This is a genomic window from Streptomyces sp. NPDC035033 (assembly GCF_040636735.1).
Taxonomy (GTDB): Bacteria; Actinomycetota; Actinomycetes; order Streptomycetales; family Streptomycetaceae; genus Streptomyces.
In genome coordinates this window covers 1-25,105 of the sequence record NZ_JBEZUZ010000052.1, presented here as the reverse complement: position 1 = coordinate 25,105, position 25,105 = coordinate 1, and the positions used below count along the sequence as shown (strand labels likewise).

Sequence of the window (25,105 nt, the reverse complement as noted above, 5' to 3'; positions counted from 1 at the left end):
CCGGTGGGCGGGGGTTCCGCATCGGGGACGATCTCCGTCTCGATGGGGGCGCGGCGTCCGTCTCAAGTGCTACGCGCGGTGGCGCGGCCTCCTCAATGAGACCTACGCCGGGCCGTGTCGCCCGGATTCCTCGCGGCGGGCGACACGCGCGGGAACGGTGCCGGCACCATCGTGTGCGTGGATTCCGTACGGCGGCACCGCGGGGACGGCGGGCGGACGGGGCTTCCGACCACGACGACGTTCGCGGGGACATCCTTGGTGACGACCGAGCCGGCGCCGATGACGCCGTTGTCGCCGATCGTCACACCGGGGCAGACGATGGCGCCGCCGCCGAGCCAGACGTTGTCCCCGATCGTGATCGGGCGGGCGGCTTCCAGCTTGTCGCGCCGGGGCTGGGGTTCCAGCGGTTGCGTGGGCGTCAGGAGCTGGAAGCGACGCCGTTCGTATGCCTGATGCCCGAGGCCCGAGGCCCGACAGGGGCGCCTGGCCCCGCCCACGGATCCGGCCCACGGATCCGCCCATGCATCCGACCATGGAGCCGACCCACGGATCCGACCATGGAGCCGCCCCATGTACCCGGCCCATGACCTGGACCGATCCCAACTCCCCTGCTTCCCGACTGAGTACCCGTACTCAGGTGCCGTTCGCCGGGGTCCTCCATGCTGGGGCGCGAACGCCGGACCTTCTCAGGGGGACATACGCATGGACCATGCCCTGCAGCTGCGCACTGCCACGCCTCGGGATCACGACTGGATCCACGAACTGCGCCACCGGGTGTACGCGGAGGAGCTCGGGCAGCATCCGGTGGATCCGTCGGGGAGGCTGAGCGACGGGCTCGACGGGGACAACGTCTATCTCGTGGCCGCGCGCGGCGAGACGCGGATCGGTTTCGTCAGCCTCACCCCGCCGTGGGTCGGCCGCTATTCCCTCGACAAGTACCTGACGCGCGAGGAGTTGCCGGTCCTGAGCGAGGAGGCGCCGTTCGAGATCCGCGTCCTGACCGTCGAGGAGCGCTGGCGGTCCACCGCGGCGGCGCCGCTGCTCATGTACGGGGCGCTGCGCTGGGTCGCGGCGCGGGGCGGCCGCCGGGTGGTGGCGATGGGGCGGACGGAGCTGCTGGACATGTACCTCGCCGCCGGGTTGCGGCCGGTGGGGCGCTCGGTCCGCGCGGGCGCGGTCTCGTTCGAGGTCCTCAGCGGTTCCGTGGCCGAGCTGACGAGGACGGTCGCGGAGCGCCACGGCCGGACCCTGGAGCGGTTGCGGGCGGGCCTCGACTGGCGGCTCGACGTGCCGTTCGCGCCGCGTGCGGACGGCTGTGAGCACGGCGGTGCGTTCTTCTCGGCGATCGGCACCGACTTCCGGACGCTGACCCGTCGTCACGAGGTGGTCGCCGCCGACGTGTTGGACGCCTGGTTCCCGCCGTCCCCGGCGGTCCGCGCGGTCCTTTCGGAGGATCCGGGGTGGGCGGCCCGGACCTCGCCGCCGACGGGTGCGGAGGGGCTGCTCGCGGAGATCGCCGGGGTCCGCGGGCTGCCGGTGGAGTCGCTGGTCGTCGGGGCGGGTTCGTCCGATCTGATCTTCCGGGCGTTCGGGAGGTGGCTGTCGCCGGGGAGCCGGGTGCTCCTGCTGGATCCGGGTTACGGGGAGTACGCCCACGTCACCGAGCGGGTGATCGGCTGCCGGGTCGACCGGCTCCGGCTGCGCCGGGAGGACGGGTGGCTGCTCGATCCCGCCCGGCTCGCCGCCGCGACCGGCGACGGACGGTACGACCTCGTGGTGGTGGTCAATCCGAACAACCCGACCGGTCGCCACGTCCCGGCCGACGCGCTGCGCGCGGTGATCGAGGCCTCGCCCGCGCGGACCCGGTGGTGGATCGACGAGGCGTACCTGGGCTATGTCGATCCGGCGGACTCGCTCGCCGGGCTCGCCTCGACCGACGCCCGGGTCGTGGTCTGCACCTCGCTGTCGAAGATGTACGCGCTGTCGGGGATGCGGGCCGCGTACCTGGTGGCTGGTCCGGAGACGGCCGGGGAACTGCGCCGCTGGACGCCGCCGTGGCCCGTGAGCCTGCCGGCCCAACTGGCTGCCGTGACGGCGCTGCGCGACCCCGCGTACTACGCGGAGCGCTGGGCCCGCACTCATGCTCTGCGCCGGGAACTCGCCGACGGACTGAGGGAGTTGGACGGCTTCTCGTCGGTCGACGAGGGGGTGGCGAACTTCCTCACGGTGAGCCTGCCGTCGGGCGGGCCGAGCGCGGCGCGGCTGGTGCGCGAGTGCCGGCGGCACGACGTGTTCCTGCGGGATCTGTCGCCGATGTCCCCGGTGTACGAGGGGCGGACCGTACGGATCGCCGTCCGCGACACGGCGGAGAACGCGCGGATCGTGGCGGCGTGCCGGAGCGCCCTGGAGGCGCTGCGCGCGCCGGACGCGATGGTGACGGGGGCGGTGGTGCCGGACGCGGCGGTATCGGGCGCGATGGCGTCGGACGCGGCGGTGGCGGGCGCGACGGTGTACGACGCGGTGGTGGCGGGCGCGGTGGGGCGGGCCTCCCGGTGACGACGGTCGCCGGTCTCGTGCCGTACCTCGGCGGGGCACTGGCGGTCGGAGGCGTCGCGGTGGCGGCGACCCGACGCCGCGAGCTGATGGTCCGCTGGTGCGCGTGGGCGCTCGGAGTGCCCCTGGTGACCGCCGCGTTCTGGCTCGGACCGCCGGGGATCGCGGTGCTTGCGGCCGTGGTCGGCGTGGTCGCGGTGGTGGAGTACGGCGGGCTGCTCCGGCTGGGCCCGGTGGACCGGGTGGTGCTGGGCGCGGCGGTCGTCGGACTCGTCCTGACCGCGTGGCTGGCCCCCGGGGAGGTGCTCCGGGCGGCGGCGGTCGGGGCGCTGGCGATTGCCGGGGTGCCGCTGCTCTCGGGGGACGCGGAGCACGGGCTCCGTCGCCTGGCGGCGGGGCTGCTGGGGCTCGTGTGGCTGGGTGCCCTGGCCGGTCTCGTACCGTCCGGCGCCCTCGGTCTCGTCCTGTTCGTGGCCGTGTCGGTCGCCGACGTCGTCGCGTACGCGGCGGGTCGCCGTCTCGGTGGCCCGCGGCTCTCCCCGCTATCGCCCGCCAAGCGGTGGAGCGGCACGCTGGCCGGGGCCGCGGCCGGTCTCCTCGTGCTGGCCGTGCTGTCCTGCCTGACGTGGCGGACGGCGGTGGCCGTGGCGGTCGGCGGCCCGCTCGGGGACCTGCTGGAGTCGATGGTCAAGCGGGGCGCCCGCGCCAAGGACGCCGGCCGGTGGCTGCCCGGCTCCGGCGGCCTCCTCGACCGGATCGACTCCCTTCTCGTCGCCGTGGCGGTGATGTGGGTGCTGGAGTGAGCCGTGGGGTGGAGCGGGGTGGTTGTGGCGGCGGTGGGTTGGTTGTGGCGGGGGCGGGGGTGGGAGTGGTTGCGGTGGGGGGCGGTGCTGCCCCTGGGCTCGCGGCCGTCCTCGCGCGCGGGGCGGTACCGGCCGCCTCGGCGTCCTTCTCCGTTCGCCGGGACCCCTCTCCTCTCGATGGTCGCCCGCCACCCGCACCCGTCCGATGCGGTCCTGACCAGATGCGGCACAATCACGGGCGACCGGGCAGGCGAGGGTGAGGGGCAGGGACGAGCATGGGACGTTTCGGGTGGCGGGGGCGCAGCAGGGGCATACCGGCCGATCCGGCGCTGGTGGCCGCTGCCGCGGAGAACCCAGGGGGCAGCGTCGCCGAGATCGATCCGACGTACATCGACGACCCGAACGGCTACGTGCCGCCCGAGGCGATCCGCGGCGCGTGGTTGGTGGACGGCGACGGGAAGCTGACGGGCGAGTACCAGGAGAATCCCCGCCACGGGGTGCCGCAGGACGACTTCGGCAAGCTCACCGATCCCGATCACTGGCTCGGCTGGCTCGGCGACGATCCCGCGGCCGCCGTCCGAAGGGGCATCGAAGAGTCGTTGCGCGCGCAGGTGGCGGACGCGGTCGTCGAGTGGGTCAAGATCCTCGAAACGCCCCGGTTCCTCACGGGTGGGCGTCGGCATTCCGAGGACGAACAGGCCGTCCTGGTGACCCGCGCGGCACTCGCCGCGCCCTTCGCGCTGTCCGTCCGCACCGCGCAGCACGGTCGTTCCGTCCTCATGGGGGTCTTCTCGTGGGCGGCGGTGAACCTCGCACCGCCCGGAGTCCGCAAGGACCGGCACTGGTTCGACCTGGGCGTCGGGCTGGACTGGGCCGCCGAGCAGCTTCGAGAGCGGATCTACGCGGTCGACGGCGCGGGCGAGCGGTAGAGAGGGAGAAGGGAAGAGGGGGACGGCGACGCCCGTGGCGCTCTCGTCACCCTCGTCATCCTCGTCACCGAGACCGAGCGACTCCGCCGCACCGTCCGCGGAGGCGTGAACGCGCTGGGTGCCGACGCGTCCTTCGTCCCGTACCTCTGACGGTTTCCTCGAGCCGTGGGGCGGCGTTCCGTCAGCGGGGCACGGCACACCGTACCGAGATCGGCCGTGGGCCGGCCCCTCCGTAGGGCTCAGCGGCTCAGCCTGTGCCGGAGGTAGGACGGGTGGGCCGCACCGACCTCGATGCGGTTCTCGTCCAGGCCGTTGACGATCCGCAGGCGGTCGTCGGCGAAGGCGAACTCCACCGCCACCGTTCCGGCCGCCAGGTCACGTTCCGTCTCCGCCGGACGCCACTCGAGGAGCGTCACCTCCTCCAGTTCCTGGCCGACCAACGGTCCGAGGCGCTCATCGGTGTGTGACCACTGCGGGGTGAGTTCGACCTCCTCCCATCCAGTGATGGCCGCCGCGGTGTCGATCGTGTCCCAGCCGATCGAGAGTTCGTCGAACTTCCAGTGGCAGAGCTCCACTTGGACGCCGTCGAAGTCCAGCACCACCGGACAGTCGGCGTACCAGTCCCCGTCCCCGGCGAACCGCACCAGCGCGAACCCTGACAGCAGCCTGCCCGTCAGCGCCGCCAGGCGCGGTCCGTGCGCTTGGCGAATCGCGTCGACCCCGACCAGGAACAGCGGATCGAAACCGGAGATCCCCATCTTCACGGCATCGGAGTCTGCCCTCTTCAGGCACGGAAAGACAGCCCATACCGGCCGAGCGGGGTGGGGTGGGGTGGGGTGGGGCGTGGCGGGCAGGACGTGGTCGGTCCGCCGTTCCGCGGACAGTCCCGGCGCAGGTCCTCTGTCCGGTGCGCCTGTCCCCTCGGCCCGATCGGCGCTAGCGTCGAGTCTCATGATCGTGTGGCTCAACGGTACCCATGGCGCGGGCAAGACGACGACCAGTGCGCTGGTGCAGCAACTCCTCCCGGATTCAAGGGTGTTCGATGCCGAGAAGGTCGGCGAGACGCTCATGGACATCACTCCGGGTCTGCCCGCTACCGACAACTTCCAGCACTGGCCGCCGTGGCGGCCGCTCGTGGTCGAGACCGCCCGCCGCGTTCTCGACTACACCGGCGGCACTCTGGTGATTCCGATGACCGTCCTGGTCGAGGAGTACTGGCGCGAGATCAGGTCGGGTCTCGCTCAGCACGCCATCCCGGTCCGGCACTTCGTCCTCCACGCCGACCAGGAGACTCTCCGCGGGCGCATCGCGGGCGACACCGTTCTCGGTCCCGACTCCCCGTTCCGCCTCCGGCACCTTGAGCCTTACGCGGAGGCGGCCCGTACGTGGCTGCACGCCGAGGCCGAGGTCGTCGACACCACCCGCCTCACCCCCGCCCAGGCCGCCCTGCGGATCGCGGAGGCCGTCAAGGGGTGAGGAACGAACGCCCCGTCGACGGCAAGGCCCGCGTCGGTCGGCACCTCACGAACCGGCCCGGAGGAAGCTCACCGGTCGCGCGGAGATCGAGCCGGCCGCCTCGGGTCCGGCCGGCTGCGGCTTGCCGCGCACGCCGCGCCGGACGCGGGGCGGTGGGACGTGGTCGTCGAGACTCGGGACCGGGCGGAGATGCGTACGCGGTTGCGCCGCCTCCGGGAGGCGGGAGTCGACGGTTCGACGATCCGGATCGACACACTGTGCGGGCGTATGGGACTGCCGACCGCCTACCGGCTGAGCCGTTTCGTGACGGTCGCGTCCGTCCGTGGCGTGATCCGCCCGAGCTGTACGAACCCCGGCAGACCGTCTGCGAGCGGTTCGCCCGCAGGAGCGCCGGGCGCTCGGCCGGTCCCGAGGCGGACTGACCAGCAAGGTCCGCCTTGCCGTCGACGGCCGCGAACTCCCGCCGCCCATCGCACCGCCGTACGACGGCATCAACGGCGCCACCCCCCTTCGGCCGGGCCTCGGCAGCGCCCGCATTCCGCGCGCGGTGACAGGCCGGCCTCGCACGACACCGGCTCGGGTGTCCGGCGGTTCGCCGCTCTCCGCATCGGCACCGGCACCGGCATCGGCACCGCTGTCGCTATGCCCGTCGCTCCTCGGCGAAGCGGACGAAGCCGGCGATGCGCGGGCTGAACGTCAGCTCGCACTGCTCGCCGAGGGCCGATCGCACACCCGCCACCACGTCGGCGTCCGGCTCGCCGAAGACCTCGAAGCGCTCCACCGTGCAGTGCTTCATCACCTCCTGGATGTACGGGTCCGCCAGCTTCCAGTGGGTGCGGACCGCGTCGGAATCCCGGTAGAGCTGGAAGCTGTGGGCGAGCATCCGCTCCTCGTCCACGAAGGTCTCCACCATCAACTGTGGACCGTGCTGCCGTGCGAACTCCACCGCGCCGGCGATCGCCTCGCGGAAACCCTCCAGGTGGCCCTCGCCGATGCGCATCGTGTTGCGGAAGAGAAGCGTCTTCGTCCCGTGTGTGTCCATGGCCCGACCCTCGCCCCTCAACCATGCTTGAGGTCAAGCGCCCGTCCCGCGAACCACGCCCGGGAGGGGGTTCCGGCACCCCTTTCACGGGGGCGTCCCGCCCCGATCGCGTGCGGGAAGGCCGACCAGAGTTCGCACGTGCCATCGAGGTCGAGCGGGCAGGAGAGACTGTGGCATGAATGAGCGCGAGGAAGAACGCCGTCCGCTGCTGTTCCTGGATATCGACGGGCCTCTCCTGCCGTTCGGCGACGGGTCGCGGCGCGGGCCGTCGGGCACCGCGGCGGATGCGCACCTGATGCGGCTCGACCCGCGCGTCGGGCCTCGGCTCGCGGCGCTGCCGTGTGAGCTGGTCTGGGCCACCACCTGGGAGGAGGCGGCGAACACGGACCTCGCGCCGCTGCTCGGCCTGCCGGCCCTGCCGGTCGTGCGCTGGCCGGCCGCCTCCGGCGCGGAGGAACGTGAGGACCGGTGGTTCGGGCTCCACTGGAAGACCCGGACCCTGGTGGCGTGGGCGGACGGACGCCCGTTCGTGTGGGTCGACGACGAGGTCACCGACGCCGATCGGGACTGGGTTGCGGCCCACCACCCCGCCCCGGCCCTCCTCCACCGCGTCGCGTCCTCCCGCGGCCTCACCGGCGAAGACTTCGCCGTCCTCGATCGATGGCTGCGGGCCCTTCGCGGATCCCTTCCCCGGTGATCCGCGGGGATCGGTCATCGCTCCGAGGGGAGCGGAGCCGCGGTGTCGGTGGTCCCGGACTCGGCGTGCCGCCGACCGGTGGCCGTGCGCCGGCGCGTCAGGGACGGCGGGGCGCGGCGCAGGCCGGCGTCCCTCCCGGCAGGCGGTGGCGGTGGACCGCGACGAGGCGGTAGGCGTACCGGGCCGCCCACCGCACACCGGGCAGCAGGAGCGTCGCGCCCAGCGGCGCCCAGACGCCGCCCGCGCTCAGGAGGGCCTTGGCGACGGCCCGGGCCCCTCCGTCCACCGCTCCGGCCGGGGTCACCCACAGCACCTCGTACTCGGCACGCTCCCGGGTGACGCCGAGGGCGTCGAGGTCCGTGAACTGCCACGGGACGATGTCGCAGCGGGGGCGTACACGCCGTTCGGCGAATTCCGCCGAGGTCGTACAGAAACCGCAGTCTCCGTCATAGACGAGCACGGGTCGGGGGCGCATGGCTCCCTCACGCGGCTTCGCGCCGCCGGGGACGCGTTCCGGGCCGGCCACGCGCCGCCTCCCCGCAGGTCCGGCTCCGCTCACTCCCGCCTCCCTTCAGGTCCGGCTCCGCTCGGTTCCGCCCCCCTCGGTTCCGACTCCCCTCAGGTCCGGCTCCGCTCGGTTCCGACTCCGCTGAGTTCCGTTTCTCCTCGGTTCCGCCTTCCCCTCGGTCCCGGCGGCTGGAGGTGCGACGCTGCCGGGGCTCGTCGTTGGTCCCGCGCCCTCCTGGCCCTCGGCGTCGTACGTTCGGGCCGCGCGTCCCGGCGTCCGCGCGAGGAGGAGCGGTGTTCCGCGGCCTCCTTCTGGTTCAGGAGGCCGCGGCTCCGGGGGCGCTGTCCTGCGTGGTGATCCGGGCGCAGGCGCGGACGACCTCGCCGAGTTCCCCGCCGCCTTCGAAGAGCTCGCGCTGGCGGCGGGCTCCGCCGCCTCGCACCTGGAGGTCCTTGAGGGCGGCGCGTGCCCGGTCGAGGTCGCCGGTCTCCCGCAGGGCTTCCTCGGTGTGCGCGACGAGGACGTCGAAGGCGGCGTCCGGCGGGACCGGGCGCAGCGTCCGGGGGTCGAGCAGGGGGCCGTCCGGCCCTGAGCGGGCGGCCTGCCAGGCGGCGAGCCGGAGCAGTTCCACCGGGACGCGCGGCACGGGCTCCCCCGACCGCCAGGCCCGCGCCTCGGTCTCGACCAGGGCCCGGACGAGGGTGGCCACCAGCACCGTGGTGTCGGGTTCGAGGCAGACGTCGGCGACGCGGATCTCGACGGTGGGGAAGTTGTGGGAGAGGCGGGCGTCGAAGTAGATCATGCCCTGGTCGCGCAGGACCCCGGTGGACAGCATGTCGCGCACGCGGGCGTGGTAGCCGGCCGCGCTGCCGAACGGCTCGTACGGACCCGCGGAGGGGAGCCGGTACCAGACGCGGCTGCGGTAGCTGGCGTACCCCGTGTCCTTGCCCTGCCAGTACGGGGAATTGGCGCTGATCGCCGTCAGGAGCGGGAGCCACGTACGGATCCGGTCGAGGACCGCGACGCCTTCCTCGTCCGACTCGACGGAGACGTGCACGTGGCACCCTCCGGTGAGCTGCTCCTCCGCGGTCAGGGCGAACTGGTCGGCCAACCAGCGGTACCGCCGCCCGAGGTTCCGGGAGGGCTGTACGGGGAGCGGTGAGGTCGCCAGCGCGGCGACCTGGGCGCCGACGCCCTCGGCGTGGCGACCGGCCTCGCCGCGCCAGCGGACGATCTCCTCGCGGAGGGCGCCCATGTCGCTGACGGGGTGGGTGGCGAACTCCAGCTGCTCCTGGTGCAGCTCCTTCTCGAAGACGTCTCCCGCCTCGTTCCCGGCGGCCGCGGCGAGGACGGCGGACGACAGGGCGAGCGGCTCGCCGGTCCGGCCGCTGACGAGCAGCAGCTCCTCCTCCACGCCCACCGTACGGGTCCTGTGCCGCGTCGGGCTCTGGGTCACGTGGTTCTTCCTTCCGGGTGGATCGTCGCTGGTCTTCGGGGTGCGACGGGCGCTTACCCCGGATCGGCGGGATCACCCGGGCGGGCGCCGGGGCGCTTCCCCGCGGCCCCGCTCCCCTGGCGCCCGCTCCCGTGACCGCGGCGCCGTTCGGCCTCCGCGCGGGCCTGGTCCTGGAGACGGCGGCCCTCCGCCCGCCGGACGGGGTCCTGGAGGGCCTTGCCGTCGGATTCCCGCATCATGCCGCGGCACCGCTTGAACAGGGTGCTCACCATGCCCATCGCACGTCGTCCTTCGTCGTCGGCCGTTTCCGCGTCTGGGGTTCCCGTGCCCGAAGACCTTCCCGGCAAATCACCCTTATCAGGATTTTTCGCATGAGTCGCAGCCGCGCGGTGGCCGAGAGGGCGGAGATCCTCCTTACGGATTCCGTTCCGGTTCTCGCCCGGCCAGTCGAGATGCGCCGCCGGTTGCGGGCTCCGCTTCGGCGAGGCACCCCTTCGCCCCCGGGAAGAAACCTTGTCGCGCCGGCGCTCTCGCCGGGCGGGGGTGTTCAGCAGGCGCGTTCATTCGGCCGTGTCGGGTTCCTGGGGGCGGTCGGTTTTGCATCGCTCCGCCTTGAGGCGGGCTTCGAAGCGGTGTTCCCGGCCGCCGGCCAGGGCGGAGACCGCCGCGCGTTCCAGGGTGCGGAACGGCTCGTAGTAGGTCTCGTTGTAGGCGTCCACGATCTGGTAGGTCCAGTGGTCCGGGATGACGTTGCGCCCCAGGATCTCGGTCTCCACCCGGTCCGCCCACGCGTGGTGCCCGGCGGCCCGCAGGAGCTCGACCGCCCGGTCGAGCTCGAAGTCGGCGGTGCCGGTCAGCTGGTGGAAGCCGTACAGGTGGCCCCGGGCGCGCTCCACGGTCTCCAGGGCCTTGGACAGGGAACCCAGAGCCTCCACCGTGATGCTGTCCGTGTCCGTATCCGCGCCCGTGCCCGCGTTCACGTTCGCGTTCGCGTTCACGGAGGGGCCGGAAGGGGTGCCGGGGCCGTTCCGCCCGTCGTCATGAGTGCTCATACCGGCCCCTTGCCCCGTCGGCGGATCCCTGCGGACGTGCCCGTCGGCATACCACCCGGATTGCGCAACCCACCCGAAGTCCAGGTCGCGCAGCAGCCCTTGAAACATCACAATCGCGTTCCGCTCCGGCCGGCACGCCGGGCGGACCTTCCGGCCGGAGAGGCGGCACGACGGCCCCCTTCTTGGTCTGGACCTGACAATGCCCGACCCGCTAGCGTGACCCGCGGCGCTCTCTGAGAGCGCTCTCAATGCGTTCGACTCCCCCACACCAGGAGGTCTCGTGAAACGCACCACCCCCCTGCGCGTCGCCGTCGCCGCCCTGCTCCTGACCCTCGGTCCGGTCGCCGCCCACGCCGGCGTGGCGAGCGCCGCCCCTCCCCCGGCCGGCACCCCGGCGTCCGCTTCCGCGTCCGCGCCCGCTTCCGCCGGTCTGCTCGACGCGCTGCGACGGGACTTCGGGCTGACCGCCGCCCAGGCGGAGGCGCGGCTGCGCGCCGAGAAGGCGGCCACGGCCGTGGAGCCCGCCGCCCGGCGGGCCGCCGGCGACGCGTACGGCGGTTCCTGGTTCGACCCGGGCACCGGACGGCTCGTCGTCGCCGTCACCGACCGCGCGAAGGAGAACGGGGTCCGCGCCCTGGGCGTCGGGACGCGCCTGGTGCGGCACAGCGCCGCCGCCCTCGACCGGGCCAAGGAACGTCTGGACGCGGGCCGCGCGCCCGCGGGGGTGGCGGGCTGGCACGTGGACCCCCGTGCCAACAGCGTCGTCGTCACCGTCGTCGGGGCCGAGCGGGAGACCCCGGCCGTACGGGCCTTCGTGGACCGCGCCCGGCGGGGCGGACCCGTCACCGTCGCGGAGACGGCGCGGGCACCGCGCACCTACGCCGCGGGCACCGTCGGAGGCGATCCCTACTACACCGGGAACGTCCGCTGCTCGATCGGCTTCTCCGTGCACGGCGGCTTCGTGACCGCGGGCCACTGCGGCCGGGCGGGGGCCGCGGTGCGGGGCTGGGACGGGTCCGCGATGGGGACCTTCCAGGGCTCTTCGTTCCCCGGGGACGACTACGCGTACGTGAGCGTCCACAGCGGCTGGTGGACGGTACCGGTCGTCCTGGGCTGGGGCACCATCCCCGACCGGCTCGTACGGGGCTCCGCCGAGGTGCCCGTGGGCACCTCCATCTGCCGCTCGGGCTCCACGACGCACTGGCACTGCGGCACCGTCCTCGGCAAGAACGAGACCGTCAACTACAGCCAGGGCGCCGTCCACCAGATGACGAGGACCAGCGTCTGCGCCGAGGGCGGTGACTCCGGCGGTTCCTTCATCAGCGGGGACCAGGCCCAGGGCGTGACGTCCGGCGGCTGGGGCAACTGCTCCTCCGGCGGCGAGACCTGGTTCCAGCCGGTCAACGAGATCCTCGGACGCTACGGTCTGACGCTCCACACCGCCTGATCCCCTGCCGGCTGTGGTCGTGGCCAGGGCGCCGCGACCACAACCACAGCCACGAACCACGACCACAACCACGACCACAACCACGAACCACAGCCACAGCCACAGCCACAGCCACAGCCACCGTCGCGAACCACAACCACCGTCGCGAACCACAACCACAAGCACCGTCGCGGACACGGTTCCGCGACGGTGGCGGGCACCCCGCCGCCGCCCCCCGCCCTCCCCTCTCTCCGGGCAGGGGGCGCGGAGGCGTTGTCAGTGGTGCCGCATAGTGTCGGTCGCATACCGCGGTCCAGGGGCGAACGGCCCCTGGTGCAGGCTGCGGGGACGAGTGATGCACGGGTGGAGGGGCGCTGCTGATGGCGTGGCTGGATGCGGGTGAGGGGTACGAGGTCACCCTCGACGAGGGCGGGCGCGTGGTCGCGCGCCGTTCCGGGGGGCGGCAGTTGAAGACCGTGCCGAAGGCGCTCCGGGACGATCCGGAGGTCGACCGGCTGCGGCGGCTCTCCGAGTGGCTGGACCGGCACGCGGACGCGTGCGTGGCGCAGGTGGACGCCTGGATGGTGTCCTCGCTTCCGGTGCCGACCGCGCTGATCGCCCGGGTCTGGCCGGACGAGGCGTGGCGGTCCGCGCTGCGCGACATGGCCGTCGTCGGGGACGACCCGGACGAGGTCGGCTTCCTGCGGGACGTGTCTGGGGACGGCGCGCTGAAGGTCGTCGACCTGGACGGCGAGACGGTGCGGCTGGCGCCGCGCACGGTCACCGTGCCGCATCCGGTCCTCCTCCCCGACCTGGACGACGTGCGGGAGTTCGCGGCCGAGCTGGGCATCACCCAGCGCGTCGAGCAGATCCACCGCGCCACCTGGACGCGCCCCGCCATCCACGCGGCGAACGCGACGGAGGTGCGGGACTACGCGGGCGGGAAGTTCGCCTCCCGCTTCGGGCTCGCCGCGCGGGCCACCGGGCTCGGCTACCGGGTCTCCGGCGGCTACGCCACCTGCAAGGTGCGCGACGGCGGCCGCGGCACGGAGGCGTCGGTGTGGATCGGCGAGCCGTACTGGGACGGGGAGTCGGAGACCGGCGGGCTCAGCTGGCACGGCGAGGACGGCCGCGCGGTGCGGCTCGGCGAGGTCGGACCGGTCGCCTGGTCCGAGGGGATGCGCATGGCCGCCGCGCTCTACGCCGGCCGCACGATCGAAGAGGGTGGGAACGCGTGACCGGCACGACCGCGACGAACGACACGGAGCTGCTGAACGCCGGGGCCGTGCTCCCGGCCGACGCCACGGGGGCCGGGCCCGCCGCGGTGGAGCTGACCGCGCGGACCTACCGCCATCCGGTGCTCGGCGAGGACCGGGTCGTGGTGCGGCTCACCGCCGCCGAGCTCGGCGCCGCCGAGGACCTGGCGGCGGGCTTCCTCGGCCTCGAACCCGCCGCCGAACCGGCCGTGGTGGGCCTGGGCCGGCGTCAGGAGCTCGGCTTCCCCGAGTGGGTGCTGGTGCACCACCCGGAGGACGGACACCACGCGCTCGCCGTCGTGCCCGAGCTGGACCGGATCGCGCGGCAGGCGAAGACCAAGCCCAAGGCGGCGCTCGACGCCTGCCTCGAACTCGCCGGGCGGCTCGCCGCCTCCGTGCCCCATTTCCTCCCCGTCTTCTACGAGCAGGCCGCGCGCGTCTTCCTCGCCGTGGAGAACACCACGTACGCGGGGCAGCTGTTCGGCCGGGCGCGGACCAGCGAGGCGCAGCACGGCCTCCCGGTCGACGAGGACCGGCTCGACGCCGTCTTCCTGGAGTTCGCGCTCGCCGGCGCGCTGCCGGTGAAGGTGCTGGCCGGCTACGGCAAGGAGCTGTCGGCGCGCCTCTCGGCGGAGGAGGCGTACGAGCGGTTCCGCCGGCTGTGCGTGCGCCGCACCGCGGGCGGGCTCGCGCCGTCCGCGCAGGCCGCCACGGAGCTGCGGCGCCTCGCCCGCGCGGCCGGCCTGCCCGCCGCGGAGGCCGAGCAGGACCACCTCGCCGAACTGCTGCCGCTGCCGGCCACCCTGCGGGCGGCGACGGGCTGGTGGAAGGCGCAGCGCGGCGCGCTCGTCGCGCTGGCCCGGCGGGTGCCCGCGGTCCGCGGCACCCTGCTCACGCTGACCCCGCCGTCGGACGACGGCGCCATGAGCGAGCTGTGGCTGGAGATCCTCGCGGAGTCCGGCGCCGACGCGGGCCTCGTCGACGGTGACCTGCCCGCCGAGGAGCGGTGCGCCGACGGCGCCGCCGGCTGGCTGGAGCGCTTCCACGCCGCCCGGCACCGCGGCTGGGGCGCGCGGCCGACCCCGACGGCGCTGCTGGAGCTGGTCGAGCGGGCGGCGGGGCGGATCCGCGCCGATCTGGCGGCCCGCCCCGAGGGCCGGCGCGAGGTGCGGATCGGCGTCGAGGACACCAATCTGCTGGACCTGCTGCTCGCCCTGGACGTTCCCGTGGCCACCCCGGAGGAGGACGGCCGGCAGCGGTACGGCGTCGCGCTGGACCTGACGGACTGGCACCGGTCCGAGCGGCCCCGGGACCTGGCCGCGCTCGCCGCCGACCCCCGTTTCCACCGGGCCTTCGACCGGGGCGCGGACTCCTTCAACGGCTCCGGCCACAGCGCGGACGTGATGCGCCGGCTGGCCGCTTCGGCGGGCGGGCGGGTGCTGCTGGCCCGCTGGCTCCGGGGGGTCGCCCGGACGTCGGTGGCGGCCGGACTCCCCGCCGTACCGCACGCCCTGTCCACGCTGTCGTGGCTGCCGTCCGAGGCCCTGGCCCTGGCGCCGGACGAGGTGGCGGCCGCGGCGGGCGCCGACCTCGGCGAGACGCTGGCGCGCACCCTGCGCGGCGGGCTGTGGGAGGAGTTCCACTGGCCGGAGTGGGAGCGGACGGTGGCCGAGGTGCCGCCGAGCCGGGCCGGCGCGGAGGGGCTGACCGTGGTCGAGGCGTGGCCGTACCTGATCGTGGCGAACGCCTCCCAGGTCCGGGTGATCGACGCCGACTCCACCGTCCTCACGCACGACCTGCGCATCCCGGCCGCGGCCGCGTCCTCGGTCCGCTCCCTCGGCTTCCACTACGTGGACGGCGCCCTGTTCGTGTTCTGGAGCGTGTACAGCAGCGGCGTGGTCCAGGGGTACTGGCACACCGAGCCCGACCGGCTGATCACGCTCGACGAGAGCGTCAACCGCTGGTCGCTGCGGTCCGCCCAGATCAGCCTTCCGCTGCCCGGCGGCGGCCGCACCACCGGGCGCGGCGTCCTGCACGCCGGGGACACGCGGCTCCCGGAGGAGGCCTCCGTGATCTCCGACGGGACGTCGTACTGGGTGTACGAGAACGGCAGCGGTCCCGACGAGAGCGGCTGGGTCGAGTACGACCCCGTCGAGGGCACCTACGGGCGGCGCTCGCAGCCCGGTTTCCTGGCCGACGCGCTGCGGCCGCACGCCCCGGGTGCCACGCTCGGCGCGTTCTCCTCGTGGCTGCGGCCCGCCCCGGCCGTCGAGGGCTCCGCCCTGGGCGCGCCCGTCGACGGCCTGCTGGGCTGGCGCGTGGTGCGGCTGCCGGAGAACGGCTGGCACGCGGGCGACCTCGCCGGGCGCGAGGTGGTCCTGCCGGAGGGGGCCGACATGCCGCTCGCGGCCCTGACGTTCCCCGGCGACGACCGTCCGCGCGCGCTGACCCGGGAGTGGCGGACGCTGTCGCTCACCGACCCGGACGGCGTCGTCACGGCGACGAGCGACAGCGGCCGGGGCGAACTGTTCCGGACCGCGACGTCGGTGCTCCCGCCGCTGCCCTTCCTGTACGCGCTGCGCGCCCGGGACCCGCAGGGGTCGGCTGTGCTGCGCCACGCCGACGCGGAGACCGTCGGCGCCCTGCTGAAGGCGGCCGTCGGCGTGGAGCGCGCGGAGGACGTCACCGCCCTCGTGGGCGCCGCGTTCCCGGGGATCACCGCGCCCGAGCTCGTCGCCGGCGTGGTGCAGGCGCTGCGTTTCGCCGTCCGGCAGCAGAAGGCCCTGGACGCGATCGCCGCCCGCCTCGACCCGGCGGCCGAGCCCGTCGCGGCGCGGCGCGTCGAGGGTCCGGCCGACCAGGTCCTCGCCCAGGCGCTGGGCGGCGTGCTGGGCTCCGGCCGCCACCGGACGGGCCCCGGTTCGGACGTGGCCCACCAGTACCTGGAGCGGCTGGCGGCGGCGATCGGCGACACGGACGCGGTGGCCGTGCCCGGCCGTCTCCACTTCGACCTGCCGTCGCTGCCCTGGTCCGGGCTGCCGTTCACGCCGCTCCTCGACCGGCCCGCCGCGATCGCCTACCGGGCCGTCGCGCCCGGCACGGACCCCTGCCACCGCGACGCGCTGCTCGGGATGCTCGGTCGGGCCGACGCCCTCGGCCTCCTGTCGGCGGCCGGATCCGCCGGCCAGTGGCGGCGGGTCCTGCTCCACCTGGCCGAGCCGCACCTGACCACCGCCGACGGCCAGAACCGGAACATGTCGCACCGCAGCGTGGTCCCGCTCGGCGGCGGGGCGGCCCTCGGCCTCACCGAGCAGAGCCACGACGTCCCCGACGGACGGGAGTTCGGCGCCCTGCTGTACGACCCGGCCGGGCGGTTCGAGGTCCCCGGCCCGTACACGGTGCGCGGCAGCGGGCCCGTCGGTGACCGCGCGCGGGGTGCAGACTGGGCGGCCGCGTTCCTGAGGGAGGCGCGGGCGCGGGGCGAGGCGCCGTTCCTGCCGGCGGCGGCCGAGGAGTTCGGGCGGCTCACCGGGGCCTCCCGGGCGCTCGCCGGGCTCGTCCTGGCCGGCATGCCCGCGATCGACCGCTACGAGAGCAACTTCCTGCCCGCGGAGCTGCGCAAGACCCTCGGCCTGAAGGTCGTCGAGGCCGGGCACGCCCGCGACGAGCTGCGGGCCCTCCCGGTGGAGGTGCGCCAGGAGGTCGTGGCCGCCCTGTTGCCCGAGGATCCGGCGCGGCTGTGGACCGACGGCCCGGACGTGGCGGCCGCGGCGGAGGTGTGGAACGCGCGCGTCGGCCGCCGGGCGCAGGTACCCGACTGGCTGACGACCGAGGCCACGCGGGCGGTGCGCGGCGGCTGGCCCGCCTCCCGGGCGCTGCCCGCGCTGCTGGACCCGGCCGGCTCCCCCGAGCTGGGCACGGACGTGGCGTGGCGGATCCGGAACGACCGGCCGGAGCCGGTGGAGCCTGCCGGGCATCCCTTCACCGAAGCCGTGCTGACGGGCGCCCTGGGCCTGATGACGTGGCTGGCGCACCGGCTGCCCGCGGGCGATCCGCTGCGGGCGGCGCTGCCGGGCGCGCTGACGGCGGTGCGGCAGCGGCTGGCCTCGCCCGATCTGCTCGTCGCGGTCGGGCGCTACACCAGCCTGGCGGAGTTCCGGAGGGTGGCGGGCGCCCCGACGGAGACGGCGCCCGACCACGAGCGGTACGGGGCGGTGCTGATGGCGACGCACGACGGGCAGCCGCTGCCGGCGCTGCGGACGTCGCTGCTGGACTCCACCGGATCGGACCCGTACCTGGTGGCGTTGCGCGATCCGGACCAGGGGCCGACGTCGGTGGAGGCGGCGCTGCGCCGCTGCCACGATCCGGCGTTCGCCCGGTTGCTGGCCGACCCGGGCGCGCCCGCCGCGGGCGGGACGGACGAGGACGGCACGTGGTGGCCGCAGGACCCGTCGCGTTCGGTGCCCGCGCTCGTGGCGGAGGCCGCGGAGGCGTACGGCCTGGGGGCCGACGCGGCGACGCTGTACCTGATGCTGCTGGCCCTGCCCGACCCGACCGACCGGAACACGGCCCGGTGGACGGGGTGGAAGCCGGCGCGGCTGAAGGCGGCGCGCGCCGAGCTCGCGGCCACCGACCTGGTGGTGTCCGCGGTCCGGGCCCGCGCGGGGCGCTCGCTGTTCCTGCCGGGCGCCTGGGCGGACCAGACGGCGCCCGTCCTCCCCGTCGAGCAGTGGAAGCTGTCGCTGTTCGGCGTGCCGGCCGGCGGCCGGCCCGCGCTGGGGCTGCTGGTGCCGGCCGAGCCGGTCGCCGAGCTGTACGCCCGGGCGTGGCGGCGGATCGTCGACGGCGACCTGCCGCGCTTCGAGGAGCTGAAGGTGAAGCGCACCCGCCGGCGCCGCTGACCGGGCCGCCGCCGCACGGCGGACCCGGCGCCTCCGGAGACGGGCGCGCCGGGCCCGCCGCGGCGGGCCCGCGGCAAGGGACACGGGGCCCGTGCGGCCCCGGTCCGTGCCCGCACGAGCCCCCGTGCCCGCGCGTGTCCCCGTGCCCGCGCGTGTCCCCGCGAACCGCCCGGGCCGCCCCCTCTTCTCGGGCCCCCGCCCCTCCCCCGTACCCGATCACGTCCTCCCCCCCCTCACCGTCCCGAAGGAACCGCGCATGACCGTCACCGAAGAGTCCGCCCCCGCCCGGCAGGTCCGGCCTGCCGAGGAGCGCCACGCCGCCGAGCTCGCCTTCCTCGCCGCCCAGGACCCGGGCCCCCGTCCGCCCGGCTGGCTGCTCACCCCGCGTGCCGTCGTCACCTTCGTCTGCGGCAGCGACGGCGTCGAGCTCGCGCTGCCCGAGCGGCGCGAGGGGCTGCCCGCGAAGCTGGCGATCGGCCCGAAGTTCGTCGGCGAGCGGGCCCTCGTGGAGCGCTGCGTCGTCACCCTGGCCGGTGAGCGCGGTCTGCTCCTGACCGGTGAGTCGGGCACCGCCAAGTCGATGCTGTCCGAACTGCTCGCCGCGGCCGTCTGCGGCACCAGCGCCCTCACCGTCCAGGGCACGGCGGGCACCACCGAGGACGCCTTCCGGTACGGGTGGAACTACGCGCTGCTGCTCGCCCAGGGCCCCACCCCGCAGGCCCTGGTCGACTCCCCCGTGCTGTCCGCCATGCGGACCGGCCGGGTGGTGCGCGTCGAGGAGATCACCCGCTGTCTGCCCGAGGTGCAGGACGCCCTCGTGTCCCTGCTGTCCGACCGCCGCGTCACCGTCCCCGAGCTGACCGCCACCGAGGACGCCGTGGTGAGCGCCGCGCCGGGCTTCACCGTGATCGCGACCGCCAACCTCCGGGACCGGGGCGTCTCCGAGATGTCGGCCGCGCTCAAGCGCCGCTTCAACTTCGAGACCGTGGAGCCGATCGCCGACGCCGACGCCGAGGCGACCCTGATCCGGCGTCAGGCGGTCGCGGCGGTGCGGCGGGCCGGGGCGGAGTTCGGGGTCGACGACGCCGTCCTGGACGCCCTGGTGACGGTCTTCCGCGACCTGCGTTCGGGCCGCTCCACCGAGGGCTGGGACGTGGAGCGTCCGGGCACCGTCATGTCCACCGCCGAGGCGGTGCAGGTGGCGGCCTCGCTGGGGCTCTCGGCGGCCTACCTGCCCGGCGGGGACGTCCTCGACCTGCTGCCGGGCCACCTCCTGGGCGTCGTCCGCAAGGACGATCCGGCCGACCACGCCCGGCTGCTCGGCTACTGGGACGGACCGGTCCGCCGCCGTGCCGAGACCGGCTCGGCCATGTGGCGCCGCCTCTGGGACCTCCGCGGGAGCCTGCGTTGACCCTCCCCGACCCCAGGGCGGCCGTCGACGCGCTGGCCGCGTCGCGCACGCCGTACCTGCTGGGGGTGCGGCACCACAGCCCGGCGCTCGCCGCGGTGGTGCCCGCCCTGCTCGACGCGGCGGACGCCGAGGTGGTCTGCGTGGAGCTGCCCGCCGACTTCCAGCCGTGGCTGGAGCACCTCGCCGATCCCGAGACGGTCGCGCCGGTCGCGCTGGCCGGGACGGGTGAGGGCGGGCGGTTGTCCTTCTACCCGTTCGCGGACTTCTCGCCGGAGCTGGCGGCGGTGCGGTGGGCCCGGGCCCGGGGCGCCGAGGTCGTCTGCTGCGACCTGCCCCTCGGCGACCCCGGCTGGTCGGCGGAGGCGGGCCGGGCGGACCGCCCCGAGCCGGGCGGACCGGGGCGCCGCTCCTTCGCCGACGCGCTGACCGCCGCCGGCACCGGGCGGGAGGGCGACGACCTGTGGGACCGGGCCGTCGAGGTCCTCGCCCCCGGCTGCTCCCCCGAGGCGGTGCGCCGGGCGGCGCTCGGCGTGGGCTGGGCGCTGCGCGCCGACGCCGCCGTGCCCGCCACCGACCTGGCGCGCGAGGCCGGGATGCGCCGGGTGATCGCCGGAGCGGGGGCGGGCGGCCGGCGGGTCGCGGCCGTGATCGGCGCCTTCCACGCCCCGGCCCTGACCGCCGCGTTCGCGGAGACGGAGGAGGGCGGGCCGGCCGGAAGCGACCCGACCGAAGGTGACCCGACCGGAGGAGGACCCGCCGGGGGGAGACCGGCGGGCGCGGGGGACGGAGCGGGCGGGAGGGCCGTCACCTCCTTCGTCCCGTACTCCTTCGACCTGCTGGATTCCCGCTCGGGGTATCCGGCGGGCATCCGCGACCCGCGCTGGCAGCAGGCCGTGTTCGAGGCGGGCGGCGCGCCGGACCGGCTGCGGGAGGCGGCGGCCGCCGCGCTGACGGGGCTGTGCCGGGAGCTGCGCCGGGCGGGGCACACCGCCGGTACGGGCGAGGCCGCCGAGGCCCTGCGGGTCGCCTGCGACCTGGCCGCCCTGCGCGGGCTGCCCGCGCCGGGCCGCGGTGAACTGCTGGAGGCCGTCACCACCGTGTTCGGGCAGGGTGAACCGCTCGGCCGGGGCCGGGCTCTGGCCCGTGCCCTGGAGGCCGGGTTCGTCGGCACCCGGCGGGGCCGGCTCACCCCGCGCGCGCCCCGGTCCGGCCTCGGCCCGTCCGTGGAGGACGAGCTGGCCCGGCTGCGGCTGCCCCGCCCTGACGACCCCGAGCCCCGCGAGGTGCGGCTGGACCCCCTGCGGTCGCCGCTGGACGCGCGCCGCGAGGTGCTGCTCCAGCGCCTCCTCGTCATCGGCGCCTCGTACGGCGAGCCGGTCGCCGTGGCCACGACCGGGGACGGTACGGCGCTGGGCACCAAGTGGCGTCTGGCGTGGACGCCTTCGGTGCCCGCGCGGCTCGACCTGGCCGGGGCCCGTGGGGTGACGGCTGCCCAGGCGGCCGCGGGCGCCCTGGGCGAGACCGCGCGGCGCGAGGCGGCCGACGGCGGGCCGACCCCGGCGCAGGTGCTCGCCGGGCTCGCCGCCGCCGCCCGCTGCGACCTGCCCGAGCTGGTCGAGGAGCGGCTGCGGGAAGCCTCGGCGGTGCTGCCCGAGGCGGCGAGCCTGCCCGAACTCCTCGGCGCCCTCGACCTGTTGGAGGCGCTCCGGCGCGGGCACCACCCGGGCACCACGCGGGAGACCCGCGACGCCGCGGGCGAGCTGGCCGGCGCACTCGTCGAGGCCGCCGTCCGCGCGCTGCCCGGACTCGCCGGGAGCGACGCCCCCGCGGACGCCGCGGCCCTGGTCGCGCTCGCCGACCGGACGGCCGCGCGGCAGCTCGGCCTCCGCCTGGACCGGGCGCTGACCGGACTCGCCGCGGACGGTTCGCCGCTCGTCCAGGGCGCGGCCCTCGCGGTCCGCGTCCTGCTGGACCTGGACCCGGCCGCCGGGCTCGGGGAGCGGGCGGCGGGGTGGATCGACGGTGCCGCGGGCCCCGGGGCGCGCCGTGCGCTCGCGCAGCGGCTGACCGGTCTGCTCACCGCCGCCGGGCCGCTGCTCCAGGTGTCCCCGGACGCCCTCGACCCGCTGCTCGACCGGGTCGAGACGCTGGCCGACGAGGAGTTCCTCGATCGTCTGCCGGCCCTGCGGGGCGGCTTCGACGTGCTGTCGCCGGCCGCCCGCGACCGTCTGCTGGCCACCGTCACCGAGCGGCTGGGCGACCGTCCCGACCTCTCCCTGGACGCCCCGCCCGAGCTCCTCTCGCTGTGGGCGGCGGCGGACGCGGCGGGCCTGGCGGCCCTGAAGGCCCTGGCGCCGCCCGGCGCGGAGACCGCCCCCGTACCGACGCCGGCGGAGACCGTCTCCGTACCGACGTCCGTGGAGGCGGCTCCCGTACCGGCTTCCGCGCCGGGGAGGGCTCCGTCCGCCGGTGGCCCGGCGGGGCCGGTGCTCCCGGTGCCGGAACGGGGGCTCGCGGCCGCCGACCGGTGGCGGCTGCTCCTCGGCCGCCACGAGGACCGGCTGAGCGACCGGGCCCGCCGCTACGCCCGCGCGCTGGACGAGCTGTACGGCCACGGCCGCGGCGAGGGCGCCGACGGGCTCGACGGCGGCGCGGGCGGGCCGGGCGGCGGCCGGGAAGCGTCGTTCCCGACCGCCCGCGAGTGGGCGGAGGAGCTGGAGGCCCTGTTCGGGGCCGATGTCCGCGAGGAGGTCCTCGCGGACGCGGCCGACGCGGGCCGCTCCGACGTCCTGGCCCAGTTGGACCCCGCCGCGGTGCGTCCGTCGGTGGAGCTGCTCGCCTCCGTGCTGTCGCTGGCCGGCGGCATGCCCGAGGCCCGGCTCGCGCGGCTGCGCCCGCTGGTGAAGCGGCTGGTCGACGAGTTGTCCAGGGAGCTGGCCACGCGGGTGCGTCCGGCCCTGTCCGGGCTGGCCTCGCCCCGGCCCACCCGGCGTCCCGGTGGCCGCCTCGACCTGGCCCGCACCCTGCGGGCCAACCTGGCGCACACCCGGCGGCTGGACGACGGGCGGGTGGTGGTGGTCCCGGAGCGCCCGGTGTTCGGCACCCGCTCGGGCAAGGAGGCGGACTGGCGGCTGATCCTCGTGGTCGACGTCTCGGGCTCGATGGAGGCGTCCGTCGTCTGGTCCGCCCTGACGGCCGCGGTCCTCGGCGGCGTGCCGACGCTGTCCACGCACTTCCTGGCCTTCTCCACGCAGGTGGTGGACCTCACCGACCGGGTCGGGGATCCGCTGTCCCTGCTCCTGGAGGTACGGGTCGGCGGCGGCACCCACATCGCCGCGGGCCTCGCGCACGCCCGGACGCTGATCACCGTGCCCAGTCGCACCCTCGTCGTCGTGGTCAGCGACTTCGAGGAGGGCGCGCCGCTCTCCGGGCTCCTCGGCGAGGTCCGCGCCCTGGCGTCCTCCGGGGCGCACCTGCTGGGCTGCGCCGCCCTCGACGACGCGGGAGCCCCCCGCTACTCGGTTCCGGTGGCGCGCCGGCTCGTCGCCGCCGGGATGCCGGTGGCCGCCCTCAGCCCCCTCGCCCTCGCCCGCTGGGTCGGCGACCGCCTCCGAGGAGAAGCCCGTTGAGTCCCGAACCCCTGCCGCCCGTCGCCCCCGAGGTCCTCGCCGAGGCCGTCGAGCAGTTGACCGCGCGGCTGCGCGGGAAACTCGACGCCGCCGTCGCCGAGTGCGCCGGGCGCGCCGTGGCGGGTCCCGGCGGCGCGGTGGAGGTGCGGTTCGGCGAGGACACGCTGGTGACCCTGCGGCCGGGTCCGTCGGGCGCGGTGACCGAGGCCGCCCAGGCGGTCTGCAGCTGTCTCCTGGCCCCGCGCTGCCTGCACCGCGCGGCCGTCCTGGGCGCGGCCCCGCTCGCGGATCCGGAGGCCCCGGGCGCCCCGCTCCCGGCCGACGCGCCGGCCCCGCCCGAGTCCGGACCGCCGGCCCCGGCGCCGGAGCCGCCGGACGGGTCGCCGTCCCCGGCGGCCGCGTCCGGCGCGGCTCCCCGTCCAATCGCGGTCGCCTCCGGGGAGGTCCCGCCGTCGCTCACGCCCGCCCAGGCCGGTGCCGTGTCGGCCCTCTGGCAGGCCGCCGCCGAGGCCCTCGCGGCGGGCGTCACCGCCGGCGGCACGGTCGTCCAGGCCGAACTGCTGCGCGCCGCGCACTCGGCGCGGATCGCCGGGCTCCCCCGTGCCGAGGCCGCCGCGCTCAGGGTCGTACGGGGCCTGCGGAACGCGCGCGAACAGAGCCGGGGGCAGCGGCTCTCCGACCTGACGGCGGCCTTCCGCGAGCTGCTCGCCGGGGTCGCCGGGCTCGCCTCCGGCACGGCGGGGCCGGACATGGCGGGGACCGCCCGCCGGGCCTACGAGCAGGGCGGCAGCCTGCGCGTGCTCGGGCTGTGCCGGGAGCCGGTGCTCTCCGCGACCGGCTACGGAGGGGTGACCACCCATCTGCTCGGTCCCGACGGCGGCTTCCACACCCTGTCCGACGTGCGGCCGGGCGGCGTCTCCCGGGCGAAGGGGGCGGGGACGGCGTCGGTCGCGCTCGGCGGGGCCGTGCTCGATCACGCCGGGCTGGCGCGCGGGGGGTTGCTGATCGCCGGTGCGACCGTCTCCGCCGACGGGCGGCTCGGGGCCGGCCGGGGCGTCCGCGCCACGCCGGTGCGGGGCGTGGACTGGTCGGAGGAGCCCGTCGCGGCGCTCTTCGCCCGGCCGGTGCGGGAGGCGGTGGCGTCCGCGCTCGACGCGGCGGCGGGGGGCGACGCGGCACCGGGCCTGCTCGGCTGTGACGTGGAGGTGCTCGGCGCGGCCGGCGACCATTTGGTGGCCCGGGTCCTCGGCGGCGGCCCGGTGGTACGGCTGGCCGTGGCCCACCCTCATCCGGAACTGCCGCACGCGGCCAATCTGCGCCGGATCGGCGGGTACGCCGGGCTCGCCCTGCGCGTCCTGGGCCGCCCCGACCCGGAGCGCGCGGCGACGCTCCGCCCGCTGGCGGTGGGGCCGGTGCCGGACGCGGCGTACTCGCTGCGGCTGCCGGAGGAGTGGCGGGGCCGCGCGGACCTGGGCTACGACCGTCTCCAGGGTGCCCACTTCCCCCGTCCGGAGCCGGCCGCCGGCGGCGCCCCGGTGCCGGTCGGGCCGGACCCGCTGGCCGACGCTCCGCTGTGGCGGGTCCGGCGGCTGCTGGAGGCCGGGGTCGCGGGCGGGCGGCGCGCCGTCGCCGAGGCGGCCCGGGCGGCGGACCGGGCGGCCCTCGCGGTGCCGATGCGCCGGGCGGGCCTCACCGGGGCCGCCGACCTCGCGGAGCGCCTGGCCGCCGAGGCGGACCGCAGGCCGCGGGACTCCTTCGGCCGGCTGACGGACGCCTCCTCCGACGCGTACGCCCGCGCCTGGCTGGCCTCGGCGGTCCATCTGGACGCCGCCGAGCGCTTCCTGGTGACGGCCTCCTGGTCCTGAGCGTCCCGGTCCGGGAGGAGCGGAGTCGCGCGGCGTGCCGGGGCGGCCCCGCCGACCGGTCCGGCCGTGGCCGGCCGGCGGCGTGCGTGGGGCCCCCCCAG

Annotated in this window: 16 protein-coding genes and 1 pseudogene; 11 read left to right on the top strand and 6 right to left on the bottom strand. The window is 76.0% G+C overall.

Translation table 11 applies throughout. The features are described from left to right. Positions 1 to 92: 92 nt before the first annotated feature. Positions 93 to 428: pseudogene (locus tag AB0E83_RS21290) on the bottom strand (DapH/DapD/GlmU-related protein); the annotation flags it as partial. 274 nt (positions 429 to 702) lie between these two features. On the opposite strand from AB0E83_RS21290, the gene AB0E83_RS21285 reads away from it, so the two are divergent. From AB0E83_RS21285 to AB0E83_RS21275, 3 genes are all read left to right on the top strand, one after another. Beyond that, a complete protein-coding gene (locus AB0E83_RS21285) occupies positions 703 to 2,556 on the top strand; it encodes an aminotransferase class I/II-fold pyridoxal phosphate-dependent enzyme (protein WP_362113906.1) in 1,854 nt (617 codons plus the stop codon). After that, positions 2,553 to 3,356: a phosphatidate cytidylyltransferase gene (locus AB0E83_RS21280; RefSeq protein ID WP_362113904.1), complete on the top strand. Its 804-nt coding sequence runs from the start codon at positions 2,553 to 2,555 to the stop codon at positions 3,354 to 3,356. Before AB0E83_RS21285 ends, AB0E83_RS21280 begins: the two co-directional genes overlap by 4 nt. Before the next feature lie 275 nt (positions 3,357 to 3,631). After that, on the top strand, positions 3,632 to 4,285 hold the full coding sequence (locus AB0E83_RS21275) for a hypothetical protein (protein WP_362113901.1): 654 nt from the start codon (positions 3,632 to 3,634) through the stop codon (positions 4,283 to 4,285). A 239-nt stretch (positions 4,286 to 4,524) separates the two neighbouring features. Here the strand turns inward: AB0E83_RS21275 and AB0E83_RS21270 are convergent, their stop codons facing one another. Then, complete coding sequence (locus AB0E83_RS21270) at positions 4,525 to 5,043, bottom strand: hypothetical protein (protein WP_362113969.1); 519 nt, start codon at positions 5,041 to 5,043, stop codon at positions 4,525 to 4,527. A 193-nt stretch (positions 5,044 to 5,236) separates the two neighbouring features. On the opposite strand from AB0E83_RS21270, the gene AB0E83_RS21265 reads away from it, so the two are divergent. Then, on the top strand, positions 5,237 to 5,761 hold the full coding sequence (locus tag AB0E83_RS21265) for an AAA family ATPase (RefSeq protein WP_362113898.1): 525 nt from the start codon (positions 5,237 to 5,239) through the stop codon (positions 5,759 to 5,761). A 640-nt stretch (positions 5,762 to 6,401) separates the two neighbouring features. On the opposite strand, the gene AB0E83_RS21260 is transcribed toward AB0E83_RS21265, so the two are convergent. Next, positions 6,402 to 6,803, bottom strand: a complete 402-nt coding sequence (locus AB0E83_RS21260; protein WP_362113895.1) for a hypothetical protein — start codon at positions 6,801 to 6,803, stop codon at positions 6,402 to 6,404. Between the two features lie 175 nt (positions 6,804 to 6,978). Between AB0E83_RS21260 and AB0E83_RS21255 the strand changes: the two genes are divergently transcribed. Then, positions 6,979 to 7,500 carry an HAD domain-containing protein gene (locus AB0E83_RS21255; protein ID WP_362113893.1) on the top strand — a complete coding sequence of 174 codons (522 nt, stop codon included), beginning with the start codon at positions 6,979 to 6,981 and terminating at the stop codon, positions 7,498 to 7,500. A gap of 97 nt (positions 7,501 to 7,597) precedes the next feature. Here AB0E83_RS21255 and AB0E83_RS21250 read toward each other — a convergent pair whose 3' ends face one another. The 3 genes from AB0E83_RS21250 to AB0E83_RS21240 form a co-directional block, all read right to left on the bottom strand. Then, positions 7,598 to 7,975 (bottom strand): DUF393 domain-containing protein, encoded by a 378-nt coding sequence (locus AB0E83_RS21250; RefSeq protein WP_362113890.1) that lies wholly within the window; start codon positions 7,973 to 7,975, stop codon positions 7,598 to 7,600. 349 nt (positions 7,976 to 8,324) lie between these two features. Beyond that, positions 8,325 to 9,464 carry a glutamate--cysteine ligase gene (locus AB0E83_RS21245; RefSeq protein WP_362113887.1) on the bottom strand — a complete coding sequence of 380 codons (1,140 nt, stop codon included), beginning with the start codon at positions 9,462 to 9,464 and terminating at the stop codon, positions 8,325 to 8,327. Between the two features lie 560 nt (positions 9,465 to 10,024). Beyond that, complete coding sequence (locus tag AB0E83_RS21240) at positions 10,025 to 10,516, bottom strand: hypothetical protein (protein WP_362113884.1); 492 nt, start codon at positions 10,514 to 10,516, stop codon at positions 10,025 to 10,027. 280 nt (positions 10,517 to 10,796) lie between these two features. On the opposite strand from AB0E83_RS21240, the gene AB0E83_RS21235 reads away from it, so the two are divergent. The 6 genes from AB0E83_RS21235 to AB0E83_RS21210 all read left to right on the top strand — a co-directional run bounded on the left by AB0E83_RS21235 (position 10,797) and on the right by AB0E83_RS21210 (position 25,004). Further along, positions 10,797 to 11,963 carry a S1 family peptidase gene (locus tag AB0E83_RS21235; RefSeq protein ID WP_362113881.1) on the top strand — a complete coding sequence of 389 codons (1,167 nt, stop codon included), beginning with the start codon at positions 10,797 to 10,799 and terminating at the stop codon, positions 11,961 to 11,963. 359 nt (positions 11,964 to 12,322) lie between these two features. Further along, positions 12,323 to 13,180 carry a DUF4132 domain-containing protein gene (locus tag AB0E83_RS21230; protein WP_362113878.1) on the top strand — a complete coding sequence of 286 codons (858 nt, stop codon included), beginning with the start codon at positions 12,323 to 12,325 and terminating at the stop codon, positions 13,178 to 13,180. Beyond that, positions 13,177 to 18,099, top strand: coding sequence for a DNA-binding protein (locus AB0E83_RS21225; protein ID WP_362113875.1), 4,923 nt, complete (start codon positions 13,177 to 13,179; stop codon positions 18,097 to 18,099). The genes AB0E83_RS21230 and AB0E83_RS21225 overlap by 4 nt, the downstream gene beginning before the upstream one ends. 256 nt (positions 18,100 to 18,355) lie before the next feature. After that, positions 18,356 to 19,510, top strand: a complete 1,155-nt coding sequence (locus AB0E83_RS21220; protein WP_362113872.1) for an AAA family ATPase — start codon at positions 18,356 to 18,358, stop codon at positions 19,508 to 19,510. Further along, on the top strand, positions 19,507 to 23,139 hold the full coding sequence (locus AB0E83_RS21215; protein WP_362113869.1) for a DUF5682 family protein: 3,633 nt from the start codon (positions 19,507 to 19,509) through the stop codon (positions 23,137 to 23,139). The genes AB0E83_RS21220 and AB0E83_RS21215 overlap by 4 nt, the downstream gene beginning before the upstream one ends. Beyond that, entirely contained in the window at positions 23,136 to 25,004 is a 1,869-nt protein-coding gene (locus tag AB0E83_RS21210; RefSeq protein WP_362113866.1) for a hypothetical protein, read from the top strand. Before AB0E83_RS21215 ends, AB0E83_RS21210 begins: the two co-directional genes overlap by 4 nt. The last annotated feature ends 101 nt before the right edge of the window (positions 25,005 to 25,105 follow it).